Origin of the sequence: Metabacillus rhizosphaerae (genome assembly GCF_037201795.1) — a bacterium.
In the GTDB taxonomy this organism is placed as follows: Bacteria; Bacillota; Bacilli; order Bacillales; family Bacillaceae; genus Metabacillus; species Metabacillus rhizosphaerae.
Map to the genome: position 1 here is coordinate 922,644 of NZ_CP147403.1, position 17,357 is coordinate 940,000.

Sequence of the window (17,357 nt, forward strand, 5' to 3'; positions counted from 1 at the left end):
ATATATTCATAGAAAAGGCAACTTGAAAGGGATGGAAAAATGACGACTGAATCGAAAGACAAGGAAGTAAATCATGGTATCCATAATTATAGTGCGGAAGAGAAATGGATTAAACCGGAAGACCCAGTGTTATTGGAACGTCTTGAATGGTTTAAGGACCAAAAACTAGCCTTGATGATGCACTGGGGGCCTTATTCTCAGCTTGGTGTTGTGGAATCATGGGCACTAAGTGATAAGGATGGCGATTGGTCTCGCACGGATATTGACTGGGAAGAAGATGGCGAGGAATTTAAGCGACAATATTTCAATCTAAATAAAACATTTAACCCTGTTCGTTTTCAACCTGAAGTTTGGGCTGATTTAGCCGCAGAGGGCGGTTTTAAATATTTCATTTTCACGACGAAACATCATGATGGCTTTAGTATGTGGGATACGAAAGAGACAGATTACCGTATTACTTCATCAGAGTGTCCTTTTCACAGTCATAAGTATGCGGATGTATGCAAGCATGTTTTTGATGCGTTTCGTGAAAAGGGCTTAGGGATAGCTGCGTATTTTTCTAAGGCTGATTGGAATACACCTTACTATTGGGCTCCTGGCATGGCTCGGGGCAGAGAGATGTGGCGCGGCCCGTCCTATGATCCAGATGAATACCCATGGCTGTGGAATAAGTTTGTGAACTTTACTCATAATCAGATAATGGAGCTAATGTCCAAATATGGTCGAATTGACGTGTTGTGGTTAGATGCCGGTTGGGTAGGTAAAGGGAAACAGGACATCCGCCTCGGCGAAGTGGTGGAAAAGGCCCGTGAAATACAGCCATGGTTGCTTACAGCTGACCGTACAGTCGGCGGGGAGTTTGAAAACTATATTACCCCTGAACAGACAATTCCTGAAGGTCCGATGAGTGTGCCATGGGAAAGTTGTATAACGATGGGAACTTCCTTTTCTTTTAAATATGAAGATAAATATAAGCCTACTCGCGAAATTGTCCACACGTTGATTGAAATCATATCCAAAGGCGGAAATCTTGCATTAAATGTTGCACCACAACCTGATGGGCGCTTACCTGAGGGAGCAATTAAAAGGATGAAAGAGCTAGGAGCTTGGTTGAAAGTTTACGGTGAAGCCGTCTATGGTACACGCATTTGTGCACCGTATTTCAAAGAAGGACTTGCTTACACAAGAAAAGGTGAAACAGCATACTGTTTCCGGTTATATCAAAGCGAAGATGATCGTTATAAGGAAGAAAATGTTTACATTCCTTATACTGAAAAGGTCCATCGTATCGATATGCTTGGCGGAGAAGAAAATCTTGAATTTAGTCAGACGGAAGAAGGAATATCTATAAGAATGCCAAAAGTAGTAGAAACCGAAGAAAATACTCCAATCGCTCATGTATTTAGGTTAACATAACCAATCATTTTAAGAATAACTAAGGTAGAGGTGTAAGAATTGTTAAATGTAGCAGTAGTAGGAAGTGAAAAATCAACTAACGATCATCTTAGTGCCTGGTCCAGAATTAAGAATGTGAATATTGTTGGCGTAGTTCAAATCGAGACTACAGAGAATGAACAAGTTTCTGAAAGATATAAACATAAATTAGTTGAACATGTTGAAGATTTAAAATCCCTAGATGTCGATGTAGTTGATCTTTGCTTACCAGTGAATAGGACTGATATTATCCGCCAAATGTACAGGGAAGGATTACATATCATTTGTGAATCTCCACTAGCATCAACCTTGGAAGAAGCATCTGCCATTGTAAAGGAATGCGCAGAAAAAAATGTTCATCTTTATGTTGGGAATACACTAAGATTTTCCCCTGAATATGCGGATGCAAGAAATCAGGTGTGCAATGGGAATATTGGGAAACCAGGTGTCATTAGATTATCAAGTGGCATGTCACATCCAGGAGGACAGATTGATATCTTTACTGGTTTGGGTATACCCGATTTTGATTGGCTGACATGGACATTTGGTGATGTTGAACGGGTCATGGCCAAACACGTCAAAAGGGAGCGCTTGAATGGTTCACCGATTGAGTATGCATTAGTATCACTTCGGTTGAAAGATAACACATTTGCACATATTGAATTGTCTTGGGCAAAGGCAAAAAAGGAAACAAGCTTTGAGCTTACTGGAGATAAAGGAATGCTTACCCACAACAGTAAAGATAGTTATCCAATCAATGTTCAGTTGTCTCCTTCTTATCATGAGCACAAGCTTGAAGAAAGTATCTTAGCCAAGACAGCGCTTCATCGACAGTTGGAGCACGTTGCAGCATGGGCAGAAACACAAAATAAACCGATGATTGTAGTTGATGATGCTTTAAAAGCAATTCAAATTGCAGAAGCAGCAAGGAAGTCAGCTAACACAGGCCAGCCTGTTTCATTAAAGGGGAGTGTTTTCATATGAAAGTAGGAATGATTAGTTTTGCTCATATGCATGCACTAAGCTATGCAAAATACTTAGTGCAGCACCCCGAAGCTGAATTAGCTGGGATCTGGGATGCTGATAAGCAGCGGGGAAATAAGATGGCTGAGCAATTTGAGACGGAATTTTATGCAGAACTGGATGAATTATTAAAGACTGACATTATAGCCGTCATCATTTGCTCTGAAAACGTGAATCATAAAGAACACGTGTTAAAAGCTGCAAGCTATAAAAAACAAATTTTGTGTGAAAAACCGATTGCTACTGAAGTCGAAGATGCTATAGAAATGATTAATGCTTGTGAGGAACATGATGTTATTTTACAAGTAGCATATCCAGTCCGTTTTGCCCCGGCTATTCAAAAAGTGAAAGAGATCATTCAATCAGGGAAAATTGGCGAAGTCATTGCAGTAAATGCAACAAATCATGGACAAATGCCTGGTGGGTGGTTCGTTGAAAAAGAATTATCGGGTGGAGGATCTGCAACAGATCATATTGTTCACATCATGGATTTGCTCCGTTGGATATTAAATGATGAAGTGAAAAATGTATATGCAGAATTTGATACACTCTTTTACGATATCGAAGTCGAGGATTGCGGTTTGGTCATGCTAGAGCTCGAATCCGGAGTCATAGTATCGATTGACCCAAGCTGGTCCCGACCAAAAACATTTCCGACATGGGGCGACGTCACAATGGAGATTGTTGGAACAGAGGGTGCTTTATCCGTTGATGCATTTAAACAGCATTCTTTACTCTACAATGATCATGCCGGGAAAATCCAGCAGCATCCATGGTCAGAGGATATGGATGAGGGCTTGGTCAATGATTTTATTTTCTGTGTTAAGTCAAAGAGTAAACCTTTAATAACCGGAAATGACGGCCTCAGAACGTTGGAAGTTGTGAAAGCTGCCTATCAATCTAACGAATTAAAAGAAACGGTTCTTTTAAAACGTAATGAGAATTACTAGTTAATGTGAAATTTAGTTAAATGGAGGGCTATTAATGAAGCTTGGTATGAGTTCCTACAGTTTAGTAGGAGCAATTAACTCAGGAGAAATGTCGATTATGGATGTTATTCAATGGACGGCTGACCAGGGTGGCGAGCATATTGAGCTTGTTCCGATGGGTTTCAGCTTGACGGATAACCCATGGTTAATAGAAGAGATTCTTCAAAAGACGGAAGAAGCAGGTATTGAAATTTCAAACTATGCGATAGGTGCTGACTTTCTAAAGGGTGATAGGGAAGCATTTGAACAAGAAATTGTAAGAGTAAAGAAGGAAGTTGATATTGCACATCAACTAGGTGTAAAGCTGATGAGGCATGATGTAGCATTTAAGCCCCCTCACGAAGCATCTATTAAACAGTTCGAACTAGATTTACCAAGATTAACAGAAGCTTGCCAAAGAATAGCTGATTATGCAGCACAATACGACATTGTGACAAGTGTGGAAAATCACGGCTTCTATGTTCAGGCAAGTGAGAGGATACAGAGATTAATCGAGAGTGTAGCTAGAGCAAATTTTAAAACGACACTGGATACAGGGAATTTCCTTTGTGTGGACGAAGATCCAGTTGCAGCTGTAAAGAAAAATATAGCCTATGCATCAATGGTTCATACGAAAGACTTTTATTATCGACAAGCTTCTTCCTATCATCCTGGTGAAGGCTGGTTCCAAACTGCTTCAGGTAATTATTTAAGAGGCGCAATTACCGGTCACGGTGATATTCATTTATATGATGTACTGAACGTAATAAAACAATCTGGCTATGATGGGTACATTTCCATCGAATTTGAGGGTTTAGAAGAATGTAGACAAGGATCTAAAATAGGTTTAGATAATGTCAAAAGAATTTGGGAAGAACTTTAAAAGAAAAGGAGATAACAAAAAATGGGGAAAATAAAAGTAGGTGTAATTGGGGCAGGCTCTATTTCTGAAATGCATTTTGAATCCTATAAAAATAATAACGGTGTTGAAATCTATGCTGTTTGTGATCTTAATGAACAAAGAGCACAAGAAAAAGCAGAGAAATATGGTGCTAAAAAACATTATAAAAACTATCAGGAATTACTAGCAGATTCAGAGATTGATGCTGTCAGTATCTGTACATGGAATAACTCACATGCGGAAATTTCAATTGCTGCTTTAAATGCAGGGAAACATGTGTTAGTTGAAAAACCGTTATGTAAAACAGTGGAAGAAGCGTACGAAATAGAAAAGGCTGTAAATGAAAATGAAGGGAAAATACTTCAGGTTGGCTTCGTTCGTCGCTTTGGCACAAATACTCAAGTATTAAAGAGTTTCATTGATTCAGGTGACCTTGGCGAAATTTATTATGCAAAAGCATCCTGCATCCGAGCTTTAGGTAATCCTGGGGGGTGGTTTGCTGATAAGGAAAGATCAGGTGGTGGGCCATTAATCGATCTAGGTGTTCACGTTATTGATCTGTGCTGGTATTTAATGGGGAAACCGAAAGTTAAATCAATCAGTGGAAATACATACAATAAGCTAGGTAACCGCGCAAATGTTGAAAACAAATCTTTCTATAAAGCAGCAGATTATGAGCCTGACAAGAATACAGTTGAGGACTTAGCTAATGCAATCATCCGATTTGAAAATGGAGCTTCTTTAATGGTCGATGTAAGTTTTACACTCCATGCAAAGGAAGAATCAATCGCTGTTAACGTATTTGGTGACAAAGGTGGTGCAGAAATCGAACCACAACTTCAAATTGTAACAGAAAAGAATAATACGATAATAAATTCTACACCACAAATTGATTCATTATCATTTGATTTTCATAAAGGATTTCAAAATGAAATTGATCATTTTATATCTTGTGTCAAAGGTGAAGCAGAAACAATCAGCCCCGTTCAAGACGGCGTAGAAATGATGAAAATATTAGTTGGGGTGTATGAATCTAGCCAAAAAGGGAAGGAGATTTATTTCGAATAGAAGGTGAAGCCAGAACATAATTGACTTTAACCGCTTCAAAAAACAGGTGTCCGTTTTTTGAAGCGGTTTTGGATAAAGCTCGAAACTAGGTGGTGCTCTTCTCATCTTTCTCTAGTCTTTCAAGAATTCTCCTTTTCCGATAAAGCATCATACCTGCTTCAGCCAAGTCATGGATCATGGAACGATTTGTGAGTGCACCAAATACCATTCCAGCGATTGGCACCATTTGCAGTAGCTTTTTCCAACCAAATTGATCACGGTATGTATAAACGACCTCGCGCCAGCCTTGTAGTTGGGAAATCATTTCATTATTTGTTGATTTGTCGCGATGATAAAATGCTGATAATTCATTTAAAATGGCTTGTTTTCCCACAACGTCTGCTGAGGCAAATTGAAGGCTTTTTACAATGAAAATCCGCTCATTACGATCCTTTGGATCATAGCCATATGCGATTGCAATTTCCTGAAGTGTTTTTAATGAAAGACCAAGTAGGACAGGAATATCTACCGCTAACGTAAAAATACCGCCTACTCCTGTTGTTGCTCCTTGAATGGTCGCGAGCTTGCTTCGATTTGTTTTTAATTCTTGGCCAACAGCATCCATAGTAGATAAAGGAAGTGAAGAAACATCAGCAAGCTCAATTGTCTCTTTTTGTGAATGCTTTTGTAGCTTGGCTAAAATAGCTTTTTCCTGTGTTAAGTATTGTCCACCTGTTTGAACGAAAGATCCTAGCTCATCTAGTAAAACACCAATTTTCTTTTGGATAAAAGCAGGAGTTACTTTATCTAATAGCTTAAAAGGAAGGCGCCCAATTTTTTCCCAAAACCAAAGACCCTGTTGATCCTTCTCCCATTTTTCAATTGCTTGTAGCTCTGTTTGTAACCAATCCCTAGTTTCCACGTTATACCAACCTTTTCATTAATTTATCATATATACTTGTATAACTGTAATACGTTTGACCCTTTAATAGGTTCCGTATTTTAATTATACTCTCCTGAAAAAGGTCTTTTAAACCTGAAATGATTAGTCCGATCATACGAAAAAAGACGCAGGAAGGATCTCCTTACGTCTTAATAAATCATTCAGCCATTTTTTCCAGATTGCCATTACGATCCATTTTAAATGTTGTGGTTGATGCGCGATCGTCTTCATCAAATAATACTAGTTTTCTTGCGCGGTTCATGATTTTCATTAATGTTTCATAGTCTTCTTGGACTGTAACAGTATCTTGTTCAAGTCTCTCAACCTTTTTCATTAATTCTTCGTTTTGTGAAGTGAGCTCTTGATTTTCACGCTTTAATCGTCTATTTTCACTCATAAGAACCTCTGAGTGCTCATTATTTGATTTATAAGAATGCAAGAATGCAATAACTTGTTCCATCGTCATTCTGTTAGGTGATACAGCTTGTTGATTCATACCTGTAAATTGTGCTGCTACTGGTTTTGGTGTTGGTTTTGGCAAGTTAGCAGTTACATCCTCATCAGCTGGCATTACTTCGGCCATATGACTCTCTAAAGCTGACATCATTGTAAGCTCTTCTTGTTCGTCCTCATCAACTTCAATAGATGGCAAATCTGGTGAATAGAGAAGCTGTTTCTTGACTGGCTGTCCTTTTCCGAGTGCTCTCATACGTTGTTTGCGTTGTTTTTTAGCAAGTTGAAGTGCTTTTTCATAATCATGTCGGACAACTGCGTTCCAACGGAAGCCACATGCAGCAGAGGTACGATTCAGCTTATCACCTACTTCTTCAAAGGCATTTAACTGTGTACTTCCCTCCCGTACATGACGTAAAACAGTTTCAGCTAGTAATAAATCATTCTCTTCAGACCAAGCATCTTGTCTTTGTTTCATCTTTTTCCAACTCCCTATTTAAATAGATGGTTTAATTCATTAACTGTTAATAAGGATGGACAATTTCGAAGGTTTTTATACAAATTTCTTAAGAGGATACTAGTTTTTTATGGAAATTAATTAGTAATGATTTGATTCAACAATATATCTTTCATCTTTAGAATCTACTATCCGAGGTGAAATTATCCATTGATGGAAGGTAAATCTCAGGTTTGACTTTGTTTGTTTACTTGCATTGGGATTAGATAAGCGGTAAAATACCTTTTAGTGAAAACGAAGGATTAATAGGTCTTTCAAATATGGAGCGGAATGACGCTTTGTAATAGAAAGGATTGTAGCTCGATGGCAAATGAATTTAGAATTTGTGATGATTGCCAAGCAACAAACATTAAAACATTAGTGCCAAGATTGGAAAAAATAGATTCCGAAGCTTCGATTGATATAGCATGTCAATCTTACTGTGGCCCAGGAAGAAAGAAAGCTTTTGCATTTGTTAACAATCGCCCTATGTCAGCACTAACAGAAGATGAACTTATTGAAAAAATTGAAAAAAAATTAAAAAAATAACATCACCCTTGTTGAACGTTACAAAGGTGATTTTTTATTGTCGTTTTATGCAAGATTTTAGGTGTGAATATCAATAAGAAGTCGCTATAATAGAAGAAGTGAATAAGAATTTAAACCATTAGTGAATACAATAAAGAGACAAGTCAGAACGGAAGAGGGAAGACAATGGAAAATGGAAAATTGTCTGAAGAAAAGGTATTTAAAGATCCCGTTCACCGCTATATACATGTTCGTGATAAACTCATTTGGGATCTAATCGGAACAAAGGAATTCCAACGACTTAGAAGAATTCGTCAGCTTGGTACAACCTATTTAACGTTTCATGGTGCAGAGCATAGTCGATTTAACCATTCTTTAGGTGTATATGAAATTGTTAGACGAATTGTGGATGATATCTTTAAGGGGCGCCCGCAATGGGATGATGAAGAGAGACTGTTATGTCTTTGTGCTGCACTTCTGCATGATTTAGGCCATGGACCATTTTCACATTCCTTTGAAAAGGTATTTCACCTTGATCATGAGGACTTTACTCAGGCGATTATCCTAGGGAATACGGAGGTTCATTCTGTTTTAAAAGAAAATGGAGCAGACTTTCCGAAGAAGGTTGCAGAGGTTATTGCAAAAACCTATGAAAATAAACAGGTTGTTAGTTTGATATCTAGCCAGATTGATGCAGATCGCATGGATTACTTACAGCGTGATGCCTATTATACAGGGGTTAGCTATGGTCATTTTGATATGGAAAGAATTCTCCGTGTCATGCGCCCTCGTGAAGATCAAGTTGTTATAAAAAGCAGCGGGATGCATGCTGTTGAGGATTATATTATGAGTCGCTATCAAATGTACTGGCAGGTATATTTTCATCCAGTTACTAGAAGTGCTGAAGTGATCCTGACAAAAATACTTCATCGAGCAAAACGACTACATCAGGAATTTTACTCCTTTAAGCATAGTCCTATCCATTTTTATTCCATGTTTGAGGATGAACTCACATTAGAAGACTACTTAAAATTGGATGAATCTGTTATTATGTTTTATTTTCAAGCATGGCAGGATGAGGAAGATCCGATTTTAAGTGATTTATGCAGACGTTTTATGAACCGCAAGTTGTTTAAATATGTTGAATTTAACCCAAATGTACAGATGATGACATTGATGGAGCTAACCACCTTATTTAAGAAGGCAGGGATTGATCCTGACTATTATTTAGTTGTCGATTCTTCTTCAGACCTACCATATGATTTTTATCGACCTGGTGAGGAAGAAGAACGCTTGCCAATCCATTTACAAATGTCAAACGGAGATCTTAGAGAGCTATCAAGACAATCTGAAATCGTTGATGCGATTTCAGGGAAAAGAAGAACAGATCATAAATTATATTTCCCATTAGATTTGTTAGAGGACTTTTCAACGAAGCGAACAGCTAAGAAAAAGATCTTAGAATTATTAAACCTATCTAACTAGATTTGAAAAGTGCGACATCCTGAAATTTCCTGGGATTGTTGAGCTAGAAAAAAATACACCTTTTATCGATCAAACAGAGAAAGAGTTAGGAGATGACGGGGCATTGATGAAAGAACACGCTAAGCTGATGAAGGTGATCTCATCGGCTGGGGAAATCATTGGTCGGAAAAAGCTACAAAAGATGATTTATATTGCGAAAAAGATCGATCTTCCTTTTTATGAAAAATATAACTTTCACTTTTATGGGCCGTACTCTGAGGAGCTGACACTTCGAATTGAAGAACTTTGTAACTTAGGGTTCTTAAATGAAGTTCATGAAAAAAAGGGTGGCTATTTTCAATATCGCTATTCATTAACAGATACTGGAACTGAGTTTTTAGGTCATTATGATCTAGATCTACCTCCATTTGAAGGTTGTATGATTCATTTAAATGAGCAAAGCTCAAGATTTTTAGAACTTGTTTCAACGGTTTTATATTTTGATGGATTAGAACAAGAAGAGGTTAAAGAGAAGGTATTTACATTAAAGAGTAAGCAGCGTTATACAGAAGAAGAGATTTTAGATGCGTATAAATATATCGAGAATATAAGAGGTTTAGTTGCAGAAGAGCTCGCCAAACATTAAGTTGGCGGGCTTTTCCATTTAAAGTGAAGAAAGTATAACTTTTTGTACTTAGTTTGGGTGTCTAGCTCCAGCGCCTAGCGACTAATGAACTTCACCCTCCTTATACGCTAAGTCAACATCGAATCGCTAACGCTCTCCGTGTTTCCTTTGCCGCACCTTAACGGGCAGTAAATGAAAGAACTGCCCGTAAAAGTCCGATAAGTCTCGCTATCCATCAGAAAACCCACTGATGGAAGTCTCGCTTTATCTCATACGGAGTGCTCTTTTTTCTACGTCGCTGAACAAGGCGCTTGAGCTTTTCTTAACTATTGGTCGCTTAATCTCTTACCACCGAGTGCATAATTGCTTTTGCTCATTTCATCGATAAAGACAGCAATTTTTTCAGCGGGTGCCCCAGTTGTTTCGGATACAGCGGCAGTTACTTTTTCGACTAAGGCTCTTTTTTGCTCGTCTGTTCTTCCTTCAAGCATTTTAACTGTTACGTATGGCATTGTTTATCACTCCTTCATATGTATGGGCTTTATCGTAATCAAAATAGTACGAAATCAGCCTGTAAATATAGTATACTTTAAGCGAAATGGTTTGCATAACATGTTAAGCTAGTAGTAAATAGATTGAATTTGCTTTAAGTTGAACTTTAAAAGTCTAAAGGAGAGAGAGATGGACAATTTAAATAGTATAAATAGTTTTTTAGCATTTCCACTTGAAATGATTCCATATGTCGTCATTACGTTAATGATTGCTTTTACAATTCATGAATACGCTCATGCCTATGTAGCATATAAATTTGGTGATCCAACTGCACAAAGGCAAGGCAGATTAACGCTTTCTCCGCTTGCACATCTAGATCCCTTTGGTACGCTGCTGATTTTTATTGCAGGCTTTGGGTGGGCAAGACCTGTACCTGTTAATCGTTCCTATTTTAAAAGACCTCGTTTAGCAGGTGTTCTCGTTTCGGTTGCAGGTCCTCTAAGTAATTTAGTGATCGCATTTCTTGGGACTGCAATTTGGTATATTCTATTAGCAACAAATGCAGTAACCGCACTACCAGAATTTTATGTTAACGGTCTTCAGGATTTTTTCAACATTTTTGTGTCACTTAATGTGATGCTATTTATATTTAATTTACTTCCATTTCCACCATTAGATGGTTACCGGATTATTGAGGATCTCGCTCCTGCAAATATTAGAGCGAAAATGACGCAATATGAGAGTTATGGAATCATTATTTTTCTGATATTAGTTATTACACCACTTGATGGTTACATTATTCAGCCTATTTTTGCTGTTGGTAGAACAGCGGTGATGGAATTGTTTCACTTTCTTTTAGGTCCAATATTATAGGATAAATGATTTAGGAGGTTTAAACATGGAGGAAAATAAAAAGAAGAAAAGCATTGGCTTTAATATTATAAAGAGTGACCCTACTGATGGACATGGAGGCTATGGTGTTGGTGCACTTAGTCTTGATAATGTATCACCAGTATTTATTGATATTGAAGAAGGAGAGGCCTTCGTTGATATTGGGGCTATGCATGCAAGAAGTGTTGTTGAAAAGGGGATTAAATTTCTTAAAACTAAGGAAGAGGTTCCTAATGGAAAGCCTTATTGGCTAGTATGGGTCACGATTGATCGTAAGGCAGAAGGTCCATATTACGCTGGTGTTGCAGCATGTGAGATGACAGTTGATCGTTCGATAAGAAGAGGCTATAAATCACTTCCAGAACATGTTAATCGAATGGATAAATCAATGAAGCGTCATATTATTGTCGAGCATATGGATGAGCGTTCAAAGGAAATCCTTGCTGGATACTTAAAAAAGCATGATAAACATATGTGGGAACACTCTGACCAAAAATTAAAAGACGATCTAAATGCTAACTGAAATATGTCGAAAGTGTGACGTTTTTGTGAATAAATTGGTAAATTCTTGTGGTTCTTCGGTAAAATTAGTAGACTAAGAATACAGTTATAAAACTAGGACATGAAAAACCCCGAACAGGTCAGTTCGGGGTTTTTTATCGTTTAAAAAATTATAGAATTATTGAACTGTGGAAAAGCGTACGGCATCTAGCTCCAGCGCCTATCGCCTAGCAAACTTCAGATCATCTCCCTACGATAAGTCAACATCGGTTCGCTACGCTTACCGTGTTTCCTTTATCTTTAGTCGATGCTCCTCCAGTTTGTACGGCGATGATCAAGGCACTTGCGCTTTTGTAATTATCAATCCCACCATTTAAAAAGGTCATACCAATTATCTTTTTCTTTCTTTTTGTGCTCATGGACCTTATCGTCATCGGTTTTGAGATGCTCTGTACAATATTCTGTTGGCTCTGTGCCTTCAATAAAGTAAGTGAGCCTTCGGACAGGGCAATCCTCAGTAGCAAGCTTTCCACTAGCAGGATTAATGTACACCCCCACGGTACCATCTGGAGGACGAAAAGCTTTAACGGACTCTTTGTCCAAAGCTTTTTCCATGAACTTAGCCCAGATTGCTTTTGCGTAGCCCCGCTCTTGAACGAGATCAATCGTTTTTCCTTTGTCATATCCAGTCCAAACCCCAGCAACTAATTGTGGTGAAAAACCAATCATCCAACTATCTGTTGAAGTAGTACCAGATTTTCCGGCGTAGTCTCTCGTTAAAGAGTCAGCAATGCTATGGCCAGTGACAGAAGTATAATCATTTAAAGCAGTATCAAACATTCCTGTCATCATATGAGTTGTAACGAAAGCAGCTTGTTCATTAAGGATTTGTTCCTTTTTTGTATCAGATTTATAAATAACTTCACCGGTGGCATCCTCTACCTTTGTAATAAAGGTAGGCTCAATTTTTCTTCCACCATTTTCTAGCATTCCGTAAGCATTTACGATCTCAACTAAACGAACTGGAGATGTTCCTAAAGCTGTTGAAGGGATGTTTTTAATTTTTGTGTTAAGTCCAAATAACTCGCCCGTTTTCACAAGCTTTTCCATCCCAAGCATCATATGAGTTTTAACAGCATAAATGTTATCAGATAAAGCGATGGCTTGAAGCAACGTAATAAAGTCATTCGCATAATAGTCATTATAGTTGCTCGGCTTATATGAAGCCTTGCCATCATCATATGAAAATGTCGTTGGCTCACTCAGCATCTCTGTAGATGGCGTAAACCCATTGTTTATGGCTGCGTAATATAATAAAGGCTTTATCGTTGAGCCTGGTTGTCTTTTCGCCTGTGTTGCCCGATTGAACGGACTTTTTTCATAATCACGCCCACCAATTAAGGCTTTTACATAACCTGTAGCTGGATCAATAGCAATAAAACCAGCTTGTATATCAGATTTCTTATCGATAGACTTTTTCACCAGATCCTCTGCGATTTCTTGCATTGTTAAGTCTAATGTCGTATAAATTCTTAACCCTTTTGTTTCAATCATTTGCGCGTCAATATTTAATTCGTCTGCTAAAGTACTCATAACAGCATCTTGAAAATAAGGTGCAATGCCTTTTTGAACCTTATCTTCCTTTGTTGTATATACAAGACTCTCGCTTAATGCGCTGGCTAATTGTTTTTCCGTAATATAGCCCTCTTTTTCCATCGTTTTCAAGATGATCGCTTGTCTAACTTTGGCTTTTTCTTGATTAACGTAAGGAGAATAAAGGCTGGGGCCCTTTGGGATGCCTGCAAGCATAGCGGCTTCTCCTAAAGATAACTCACTGGAATTCTTTCCAAAGTAATATTTAGCAGCAGCTTCGATCCCGTATACTCCATGACCATAATAAATCGTATTTAAATACCCCTCTAAAATTTCATCCTTACTATAATTTTGCTCAAGGCGTATGGTGTAAAAGGCTTCCATCGCTTTTCTCTGCCAGGTTTTTTCGTGTTTTAAAAATAGATTACGAGCATATTGCTGTGTAATCGTACTAGCACCTTGAACCTTGGCCATCGCCTTTAAATCCGCTAAAGCAGCCCCTGCAATTCGTTTGAAATCAAAACCATTATGATCGTAAAAGCTTCGATCCTCGATCGCAATCGTTGCTTGAAGAACATTTTCAGAAATATCATCAAGCTGCACCCAATACCGTTTTTGCCCATTATGTAATTCCCCAATCTTTGACCCGTCACTCGCATAAATAATCGTTGATTGTGGCACTGTTAAAGAGGGAGGCCCTTGCCATTTGGCATACATAACAACACTAAGAATAATTGTTGAAAAAAAGACTAATAATAGCAAACTAATAAATGTTATGGCACGGATTGTCTTTAACGTAATTCGAATTCGTTTAGGTGTGATCACATCCATTTTGCTCACCTCCAATCTAAAATAGAAAAGCTCAAGTCGTGCCTTGTTCAGTCTCGGGCAAATAAGACGCTCATGAATAGGAGGTGTTCTCTACCTTCAATTCATGAGTGGCTTATGACTCGAGGGGCTAGGCGCTGGAGCTGGCTCATATGCTGTCCGAACTTAGATACTATTAGCCATTATGAGTTTTTTAAAAGATTTTTAAACATTTTGATAAAAAGTCATGAATTTTTTCTTGATTTTTTACTAGATTCATCTATAGTTTTAAAAGGATATAAATGAAAAATTTTCCGGATATTCAATAGAAAAGCGGAAGCGCCTTGATCTGCCCCAAAAAGCATAAGACGCTCATGAATCGAGGAGCTAAACACGAAAACTAAGTACAGTGGGGTTAGATGTCGAGCACTAAGCAGTTGTATAAGTCTGTAATTTTTTTCAAATAATAAAACAAGCTTAAATACATGAATTCTGTCTCTTAAGGTTTGACATAAATGTAAAAGGATAAATGTATAGTTGAGAGCTGATAGATGAAAGGATGGTAATAAAATGAGTGAATTATGGTATACAGAGAAACAAACAAAGAATTTTGGGATCACATTAAAAATTAAACAAACGTTACATACAGAGCAAACAGACTTTCAATACTTAGAAATGGTTGAAACGGAAGAGTTTGGAAATATGCTTTTCTTAGATGGAATGGTCATGACATCACAAAAGGACGAATTTGTTTATCATGAAATGGTTGCACATGTTCCTTTATTTACACACCCTAATCCTGAAAATGTTCTTGTTGTTGGCGGCGGTGATGGTGGCGTTATCCGTGAAGTACTGAAACATCCTCAAGTGAAGAAAGCAACACTTGTTGATATAGATGGGAAAGTCATCGAGTATTCAAAAAAATTCCTTCCTGAAATTGCAGGGAAACTAGAAGACCCACGTGTAGAAGTAAAAGTAGGCGACGGCTTCATGCATATCGCTGAAAGTGAAAATGAGTATGATGTTATTATGGTAGATTCAACTGAACCAATGGGGCCTGCTGTAAACTTATTTACAAAAGGATTTTATGCTGGAATTTCAAAAGCGCTTAAAGAAGACGGTGTTTTCGTAGCACAAACAGACAACCCTTGGTTTACACCAGAATTAATTACAAACGTTCAACGTGATGTGAAGGAAATATTCCCGATTACACGTCTTTACACTGCGAACATCCCAACATACCCAAGCGGTTTATGGACATTCACAATTGGTTCAAAGAAATATGATCCACTTGAAGTAAGTGAAGAACGTTTCCATGAAATTGAAACTAAGTATTACACAAAAGAATTACACAAAGCTTGCTTCGTATTACCGAAATTCGTAAGTGACTTAATCAAGTAATTCATATTATATAAGAACTTTAAGTGAGGGAATAGTTCTCTCACTTTTTTATAGGAGGAAAAATAAATGAGATTTGATGAAGCATATTCAGGTAATGTATTTATCAAGAGCCATCCTAACTATGAAGAAAGTGAAGCAGTAATTTACGGAATGCCTATGGATTGGACAGTAAGCTACCGCCCAGGCTCTCGTTTTGGTCCAGCTCGTATTCGTGAGGTATCAATTGGGCTTGAAGAATACAGTGCATATTTAGATCGAGAATTAGATGAAGTAAAATATTATGATGCTGGTGACATTCCGCTCCCATTTGGAAATCCGCAACGAAGCATCGATATGATCGAGGAATATATCGACCAATTACTTGCAGACGACAAATACCCATTAGGTATGGGCGGTGAACATTTGGTTTCCTGGCCAGTAATGAAGGCGATGTATAAAAAATATCCAGATTTAGCGATCATTCATATGGATGCACATACAGATTTACGTGATGAATATGAAGGTGAACCATTATCACATTCAACACCAATTAAAAAAATTGCTGATCTAATCGGACCAAAAAATGTCTATTCATTTGGGATTCGCTCAGGTATGAAGGAAGAGTTCCAATGGGCAAAAGAGGTGGGCATGCACATCTCTAAATTTGATGTACTAGAACCATTAAAAGAAGTGTTACCAACACTTGCCGGACGTCCGGTATACATCACAATTGACATTGATGTTCTAGATCCTGCACACGCGCCAGGAACAGGTACAGTAGATGCAGGCGGAATTACCTCTAAAGAATTGTTAGCATCTATTCATGAAATTGCAAAATCCGATATTCGTGTCGTTGGTTCGGATTTAGTAGAGGTTGCACCGATCTATGATAATTCTGAGCAAACAGCAAATACGGCTAGTAAGATTTTAAGAGAAATGATTTTGGGCTGGGTGCAGAAGAAGGGTTGAGGTGCCTGTCACCCCCCGGAATTTGTCGGAAGATAACAATTTCTGCAGTAAAGAAGGAGTCTGGGCATAATCTGCTTGGATTCCTTTTTTAGGCTGCAATTTTTAAATGTGGTGTGAAAAATTGCATTAATTTTTGTAACCTATTAGTTATATCTGTAATAACATAAAGATTTATAAAAGTTGTCAATGTATAAAATCAAAATAAATATTGGAATAAAATCCTTTTTGTTACAAAAAAGGATTTTCCTTCATTCAATCATTTCTTTTTCCCACAATCTATTAAAAGTGCTGATAGATTCAAAACTTTAAGGAGATAGTATACGTAAATAATCCTAAAGTGGATTAGTAGTAAAACCGATATGTTAATTCCTTCCTCAAATATTACAAGAAAAGCCATGTTACGATATCTCCCGAAAGCAATTATTGCGAGGGAGGATGAACAACTTGAACAAAAAAATGATATTTTCAGTAGTTGCTGGGGCAGCATTATTAATGGCAAACCCAGTAGCAAATAAGGCAGATGCAGCTTCATTTTCTACAAATGCACAAGCAAAGGTGTACTATTCTAATTCTAGTAATGTAGATTTTGAAGAAATTAATCAGTTAGTTAAGAACTACCTACAAAACTATCAAATAAAGCAACCAAATACTCAGCAAAATCAAGTAGAAGCACCTATAGAAGAAACGAATAAAGCAGAACAACAACAGACAACTGAACAGCCAGCAGCACAACAACAACAACCTGCTGAGCAGCAATCATCACAAGCAGAGCAAACAAATAAATCAGAACAGACTTCGTCTCAATTAAGTGAATATGAACAACAAGTTGTAGACTTAACAAA

Annotated in this window: 17 protein-coding genes (1 of these 17 only partly in view); 13 read left to right on the forward strand and 4 right to left on the reverse strand. The window is 37.7% G+C overall.

Annotation, left to right across the window (positions count from 1 at the left end):
- The first annotated feature begins 39 nt into the window (after positions 1-39).
- Genes WCV66_RS04480 through WCV66_RS04500 form a run of 5 tightly spaced genes read left to right on the forward strand, consistent with a single transcriptional unit; the run spans position 40 to position 5,394 of the window.
- Entirely contained in the window at positions 40-1,416 is a 1,377-nt protein-coding gene (locus WCV66_RS04480) for an alpha-L-fucosidase (RefSeq protein WP_338788024.1), read from the forward strand.
- Between the two features lie 39 nt (positions 1,417-1,455).
- A complete protein-coding gene (locus WCV66_RS04485; protein ID WP_338788025.1) occupies positions 1,456-2,418 on the forward strand; it encodes a Gfo/Idh/MocA family oxidoreductase in 963 nt (320 codons plus the stop codon).
- Positions 2,415-3,407, forward strand: a complete 993-nt coding sequence (locus WCV66_RS04490; protein WP_338788026.1) for a Gfo/Idh/MocA family oxidoreductase — start codon at positions 2,415-2,417, stop codon at positions 3,405-3,407. The genes WCV66_RS04485 and WCV66_RS04490 overlap by 4 nt, the downstream gene beginning before the upstream one ends.
- Before the next feature lie 34 nt (positions 3,408-3,441).
- Complete coding sequence (locus tag WCV66_RS04495; protein ID WP_338788027.1) at positions 3,442-4,308, forward strand: sugar phosphate isomerase/epimerase family protein; 867 nt, start codon at positions 3,442-3,444, stop codon at positions 4,306-4,308.
- 21 nt (positions 4,309-4,329) lie between these two features.
- Positions 4,330-5,394 carry a Gfo/Idh/MocA family oxidoreductase gene (locus WCV66_RS04500; protein ID WP_338788028.1) on the forward strand — a complete coding sequence of 355 codons (1,065 nt, stop codon included), beginning with the start codon at positions 4,330-4,332 and terminating at the stop codon, positions 5,392-5,394.
- Positions 5,395-5,479: 85 nt separating this feature from the next.
- Here WCV66_RS04500 and WCV66_RS04505 read toward each other — a convergent pair whose 3' ends face one another.
- On the reverse strand, positions 5,480-6,295 hold the full coding sequence (locus WCV66_RS04505; RefSeq protein WP_338788030.1) for an EcsC family protein: 816 nt from the start codon (positions 6,293-6,295) through the stop codon (positions 5,480-5,482).
- A gap of 178 nt (positions 6,296-6,473) precedes the next feature.
- Positions 6,474-7,247 (reverse strand): RsfA family transcriptional regulator, encoded by a 774-nt coding sequence (locus WCV66_RS04510; RefSeq protein ID WP_338788032.1) that lies wholly within the window; start codon positions 7,245-7,247, stop codon positions 6,474-6,476.
- Positions 7,248-7,589: 342 nt separating this feature from the next.
- Between WCV66_RS04510 and WCV66_RS04515 the strand changes: the two genes are divergently transcribed.
- The 3 genes from WCV66_RS04515 to WCV66_RS04525 all read left to right on the forward strand — a co-directional run bounded on the left by WCV66_RS04515 (position 7,590) and on the right by WCV66_RS04525 (position 9,903).
- Positions 7,590-7,814 (forward strand): DUF1450 domain-containing protein, encoded by a 225-nt coding sequence (locus tag WCV66_RS04515; protein WP_207979138.1) that lies wholly within the window; start codon positions 7,590-7,592, stop codon positions 7,812-7,814.
- A 165-nt stretch (positions 7,815-7,979) separates the two neighbouring features.
- Positions 7,980-9,278, forward strand: coding sequence for an HD domain-containing protein (locus tag WCV66_RS04520; RefSeq protein ID WP_066338062.1), 1,299 nt, complete (start codon positions 7,980-7,982; stop codon positions 9,276-9,278).
- Between the two features lie 103 nt (positions 9,279-9,381).
- Positions 9,382-9,903, forward strand: a complete 522-nt coding sequence (locus tag WCV66_RS04525) for a YwgA family protein (RefSeq protein WP_338788035.1) — start codon at positions 9,382-9,384, stop codon at positions 9,901-9,903.
- 305 nt (positions 9,904-10,208) lie between these two features.
- On the opposite strand, the gene WCV66_RS04530 is transcribed toward WCV66_RS04525, so the two are convergent.
- Positions 10,209-10,394 (reverse strand): 2-hydroxymuconate tautomerase, encoded by a 186-nt coding sequence (locus WCV66_RS04530; RefSeq protein ID WP_066338058.1) that lies wholly within the window; start codon positions 10,392-10,394, stop codon positions 10,209-10,211.
- A gap of 187 nt (positions 10,395-10,581) precedes the next feature.
- Between WCV66_RS04530 and WCV66_RS04535 the strand changes: the two genes are divergently transcribed.
- Both WCV66_RS04535 and WCV66_RS04540 read left to right on the forward strand, forming a co-directional pair.
- The gene (locus tag WCV66_RS04535; RefSeq protein ID WP_157094500.1) at positions 10,582-11,247 is read left to right on the forward strand and encodes a site-2 protease family protein; all 666 of its coding nucleotides are present in this window, start codon (positions 10,582-10,584) and stop codon (positions 11,245-11,247) included.
- A gap of 25 nt (positions 11,248-11,272) precedes the next feature.
- Entirely contained in the window at positions 11,273-11,788 is a 516-nt protein-coding gene (locus WCV66_RS04540) for a YwhD family protein (protein ID WP_066338055.1), read from the forward strand.
- Positions 11,789-12,126: 338 nt separating this feature from the next.
- Here the strand turns inward: WCV66_RS04540 and WCV66_RS04545 are convergent, their stop codons facing one another.
- Positions 12,127-14,190, reverse strand: coding sequence for a transglycosylase domain-containing protein (locus WCV66_RS04545; protein WP_338788036.1), 2,064 nt, complete (start codon positions 14,188-14,190; stop codon positions 12,127-12,129).
- 546 nt (positions 14,191-14,736) lie between these two features.
- Between WCV66_RS04545 and speE the strand changes: the two genes are divergently transcribed.
- From speE to WCV66_RS04560, 3 genes are all read left to right on the forward strand, one after another.
- Positions 14,737-15,567 carry a spermidine synthase gene (gene speE, locus WCV66_RS04550; protein ID WP_066338048.1) on the forward strand — a complete coding sequence of 277 codons (831 nt, stop codon included), beginning with the start codon at positions 14,737-14,739 and terminating at the stop codon, positions 15,565-15,567.
- Positions 15,568-15,633: 66 nt separating this feature from the next.
- Entirely contained in the window at positions 15,634-16,515 is an 882-nt protein-coding gene (gene speB / locus WCV66_RS04555; protein ID WP_066338044.1) for an agmatinase, read from the forward strand.
- A 444-nt stretch (positions 16,516-16,959) separates the two neighbouring features.
- Positions 16,960-17,357 carry the 5' portion of a CAP domain-containing protein gene (locus WCV66_RS04560; protein WP_338788037.1) on the forward strand. 340 nt of this gene lie beyond the right edge of the window, so 398 of the gene's 738 nt are visible here — the first part of the coding sequence; the start codon lies at positions 16,960-16,962; its stop codon lies off the right edge, out of view.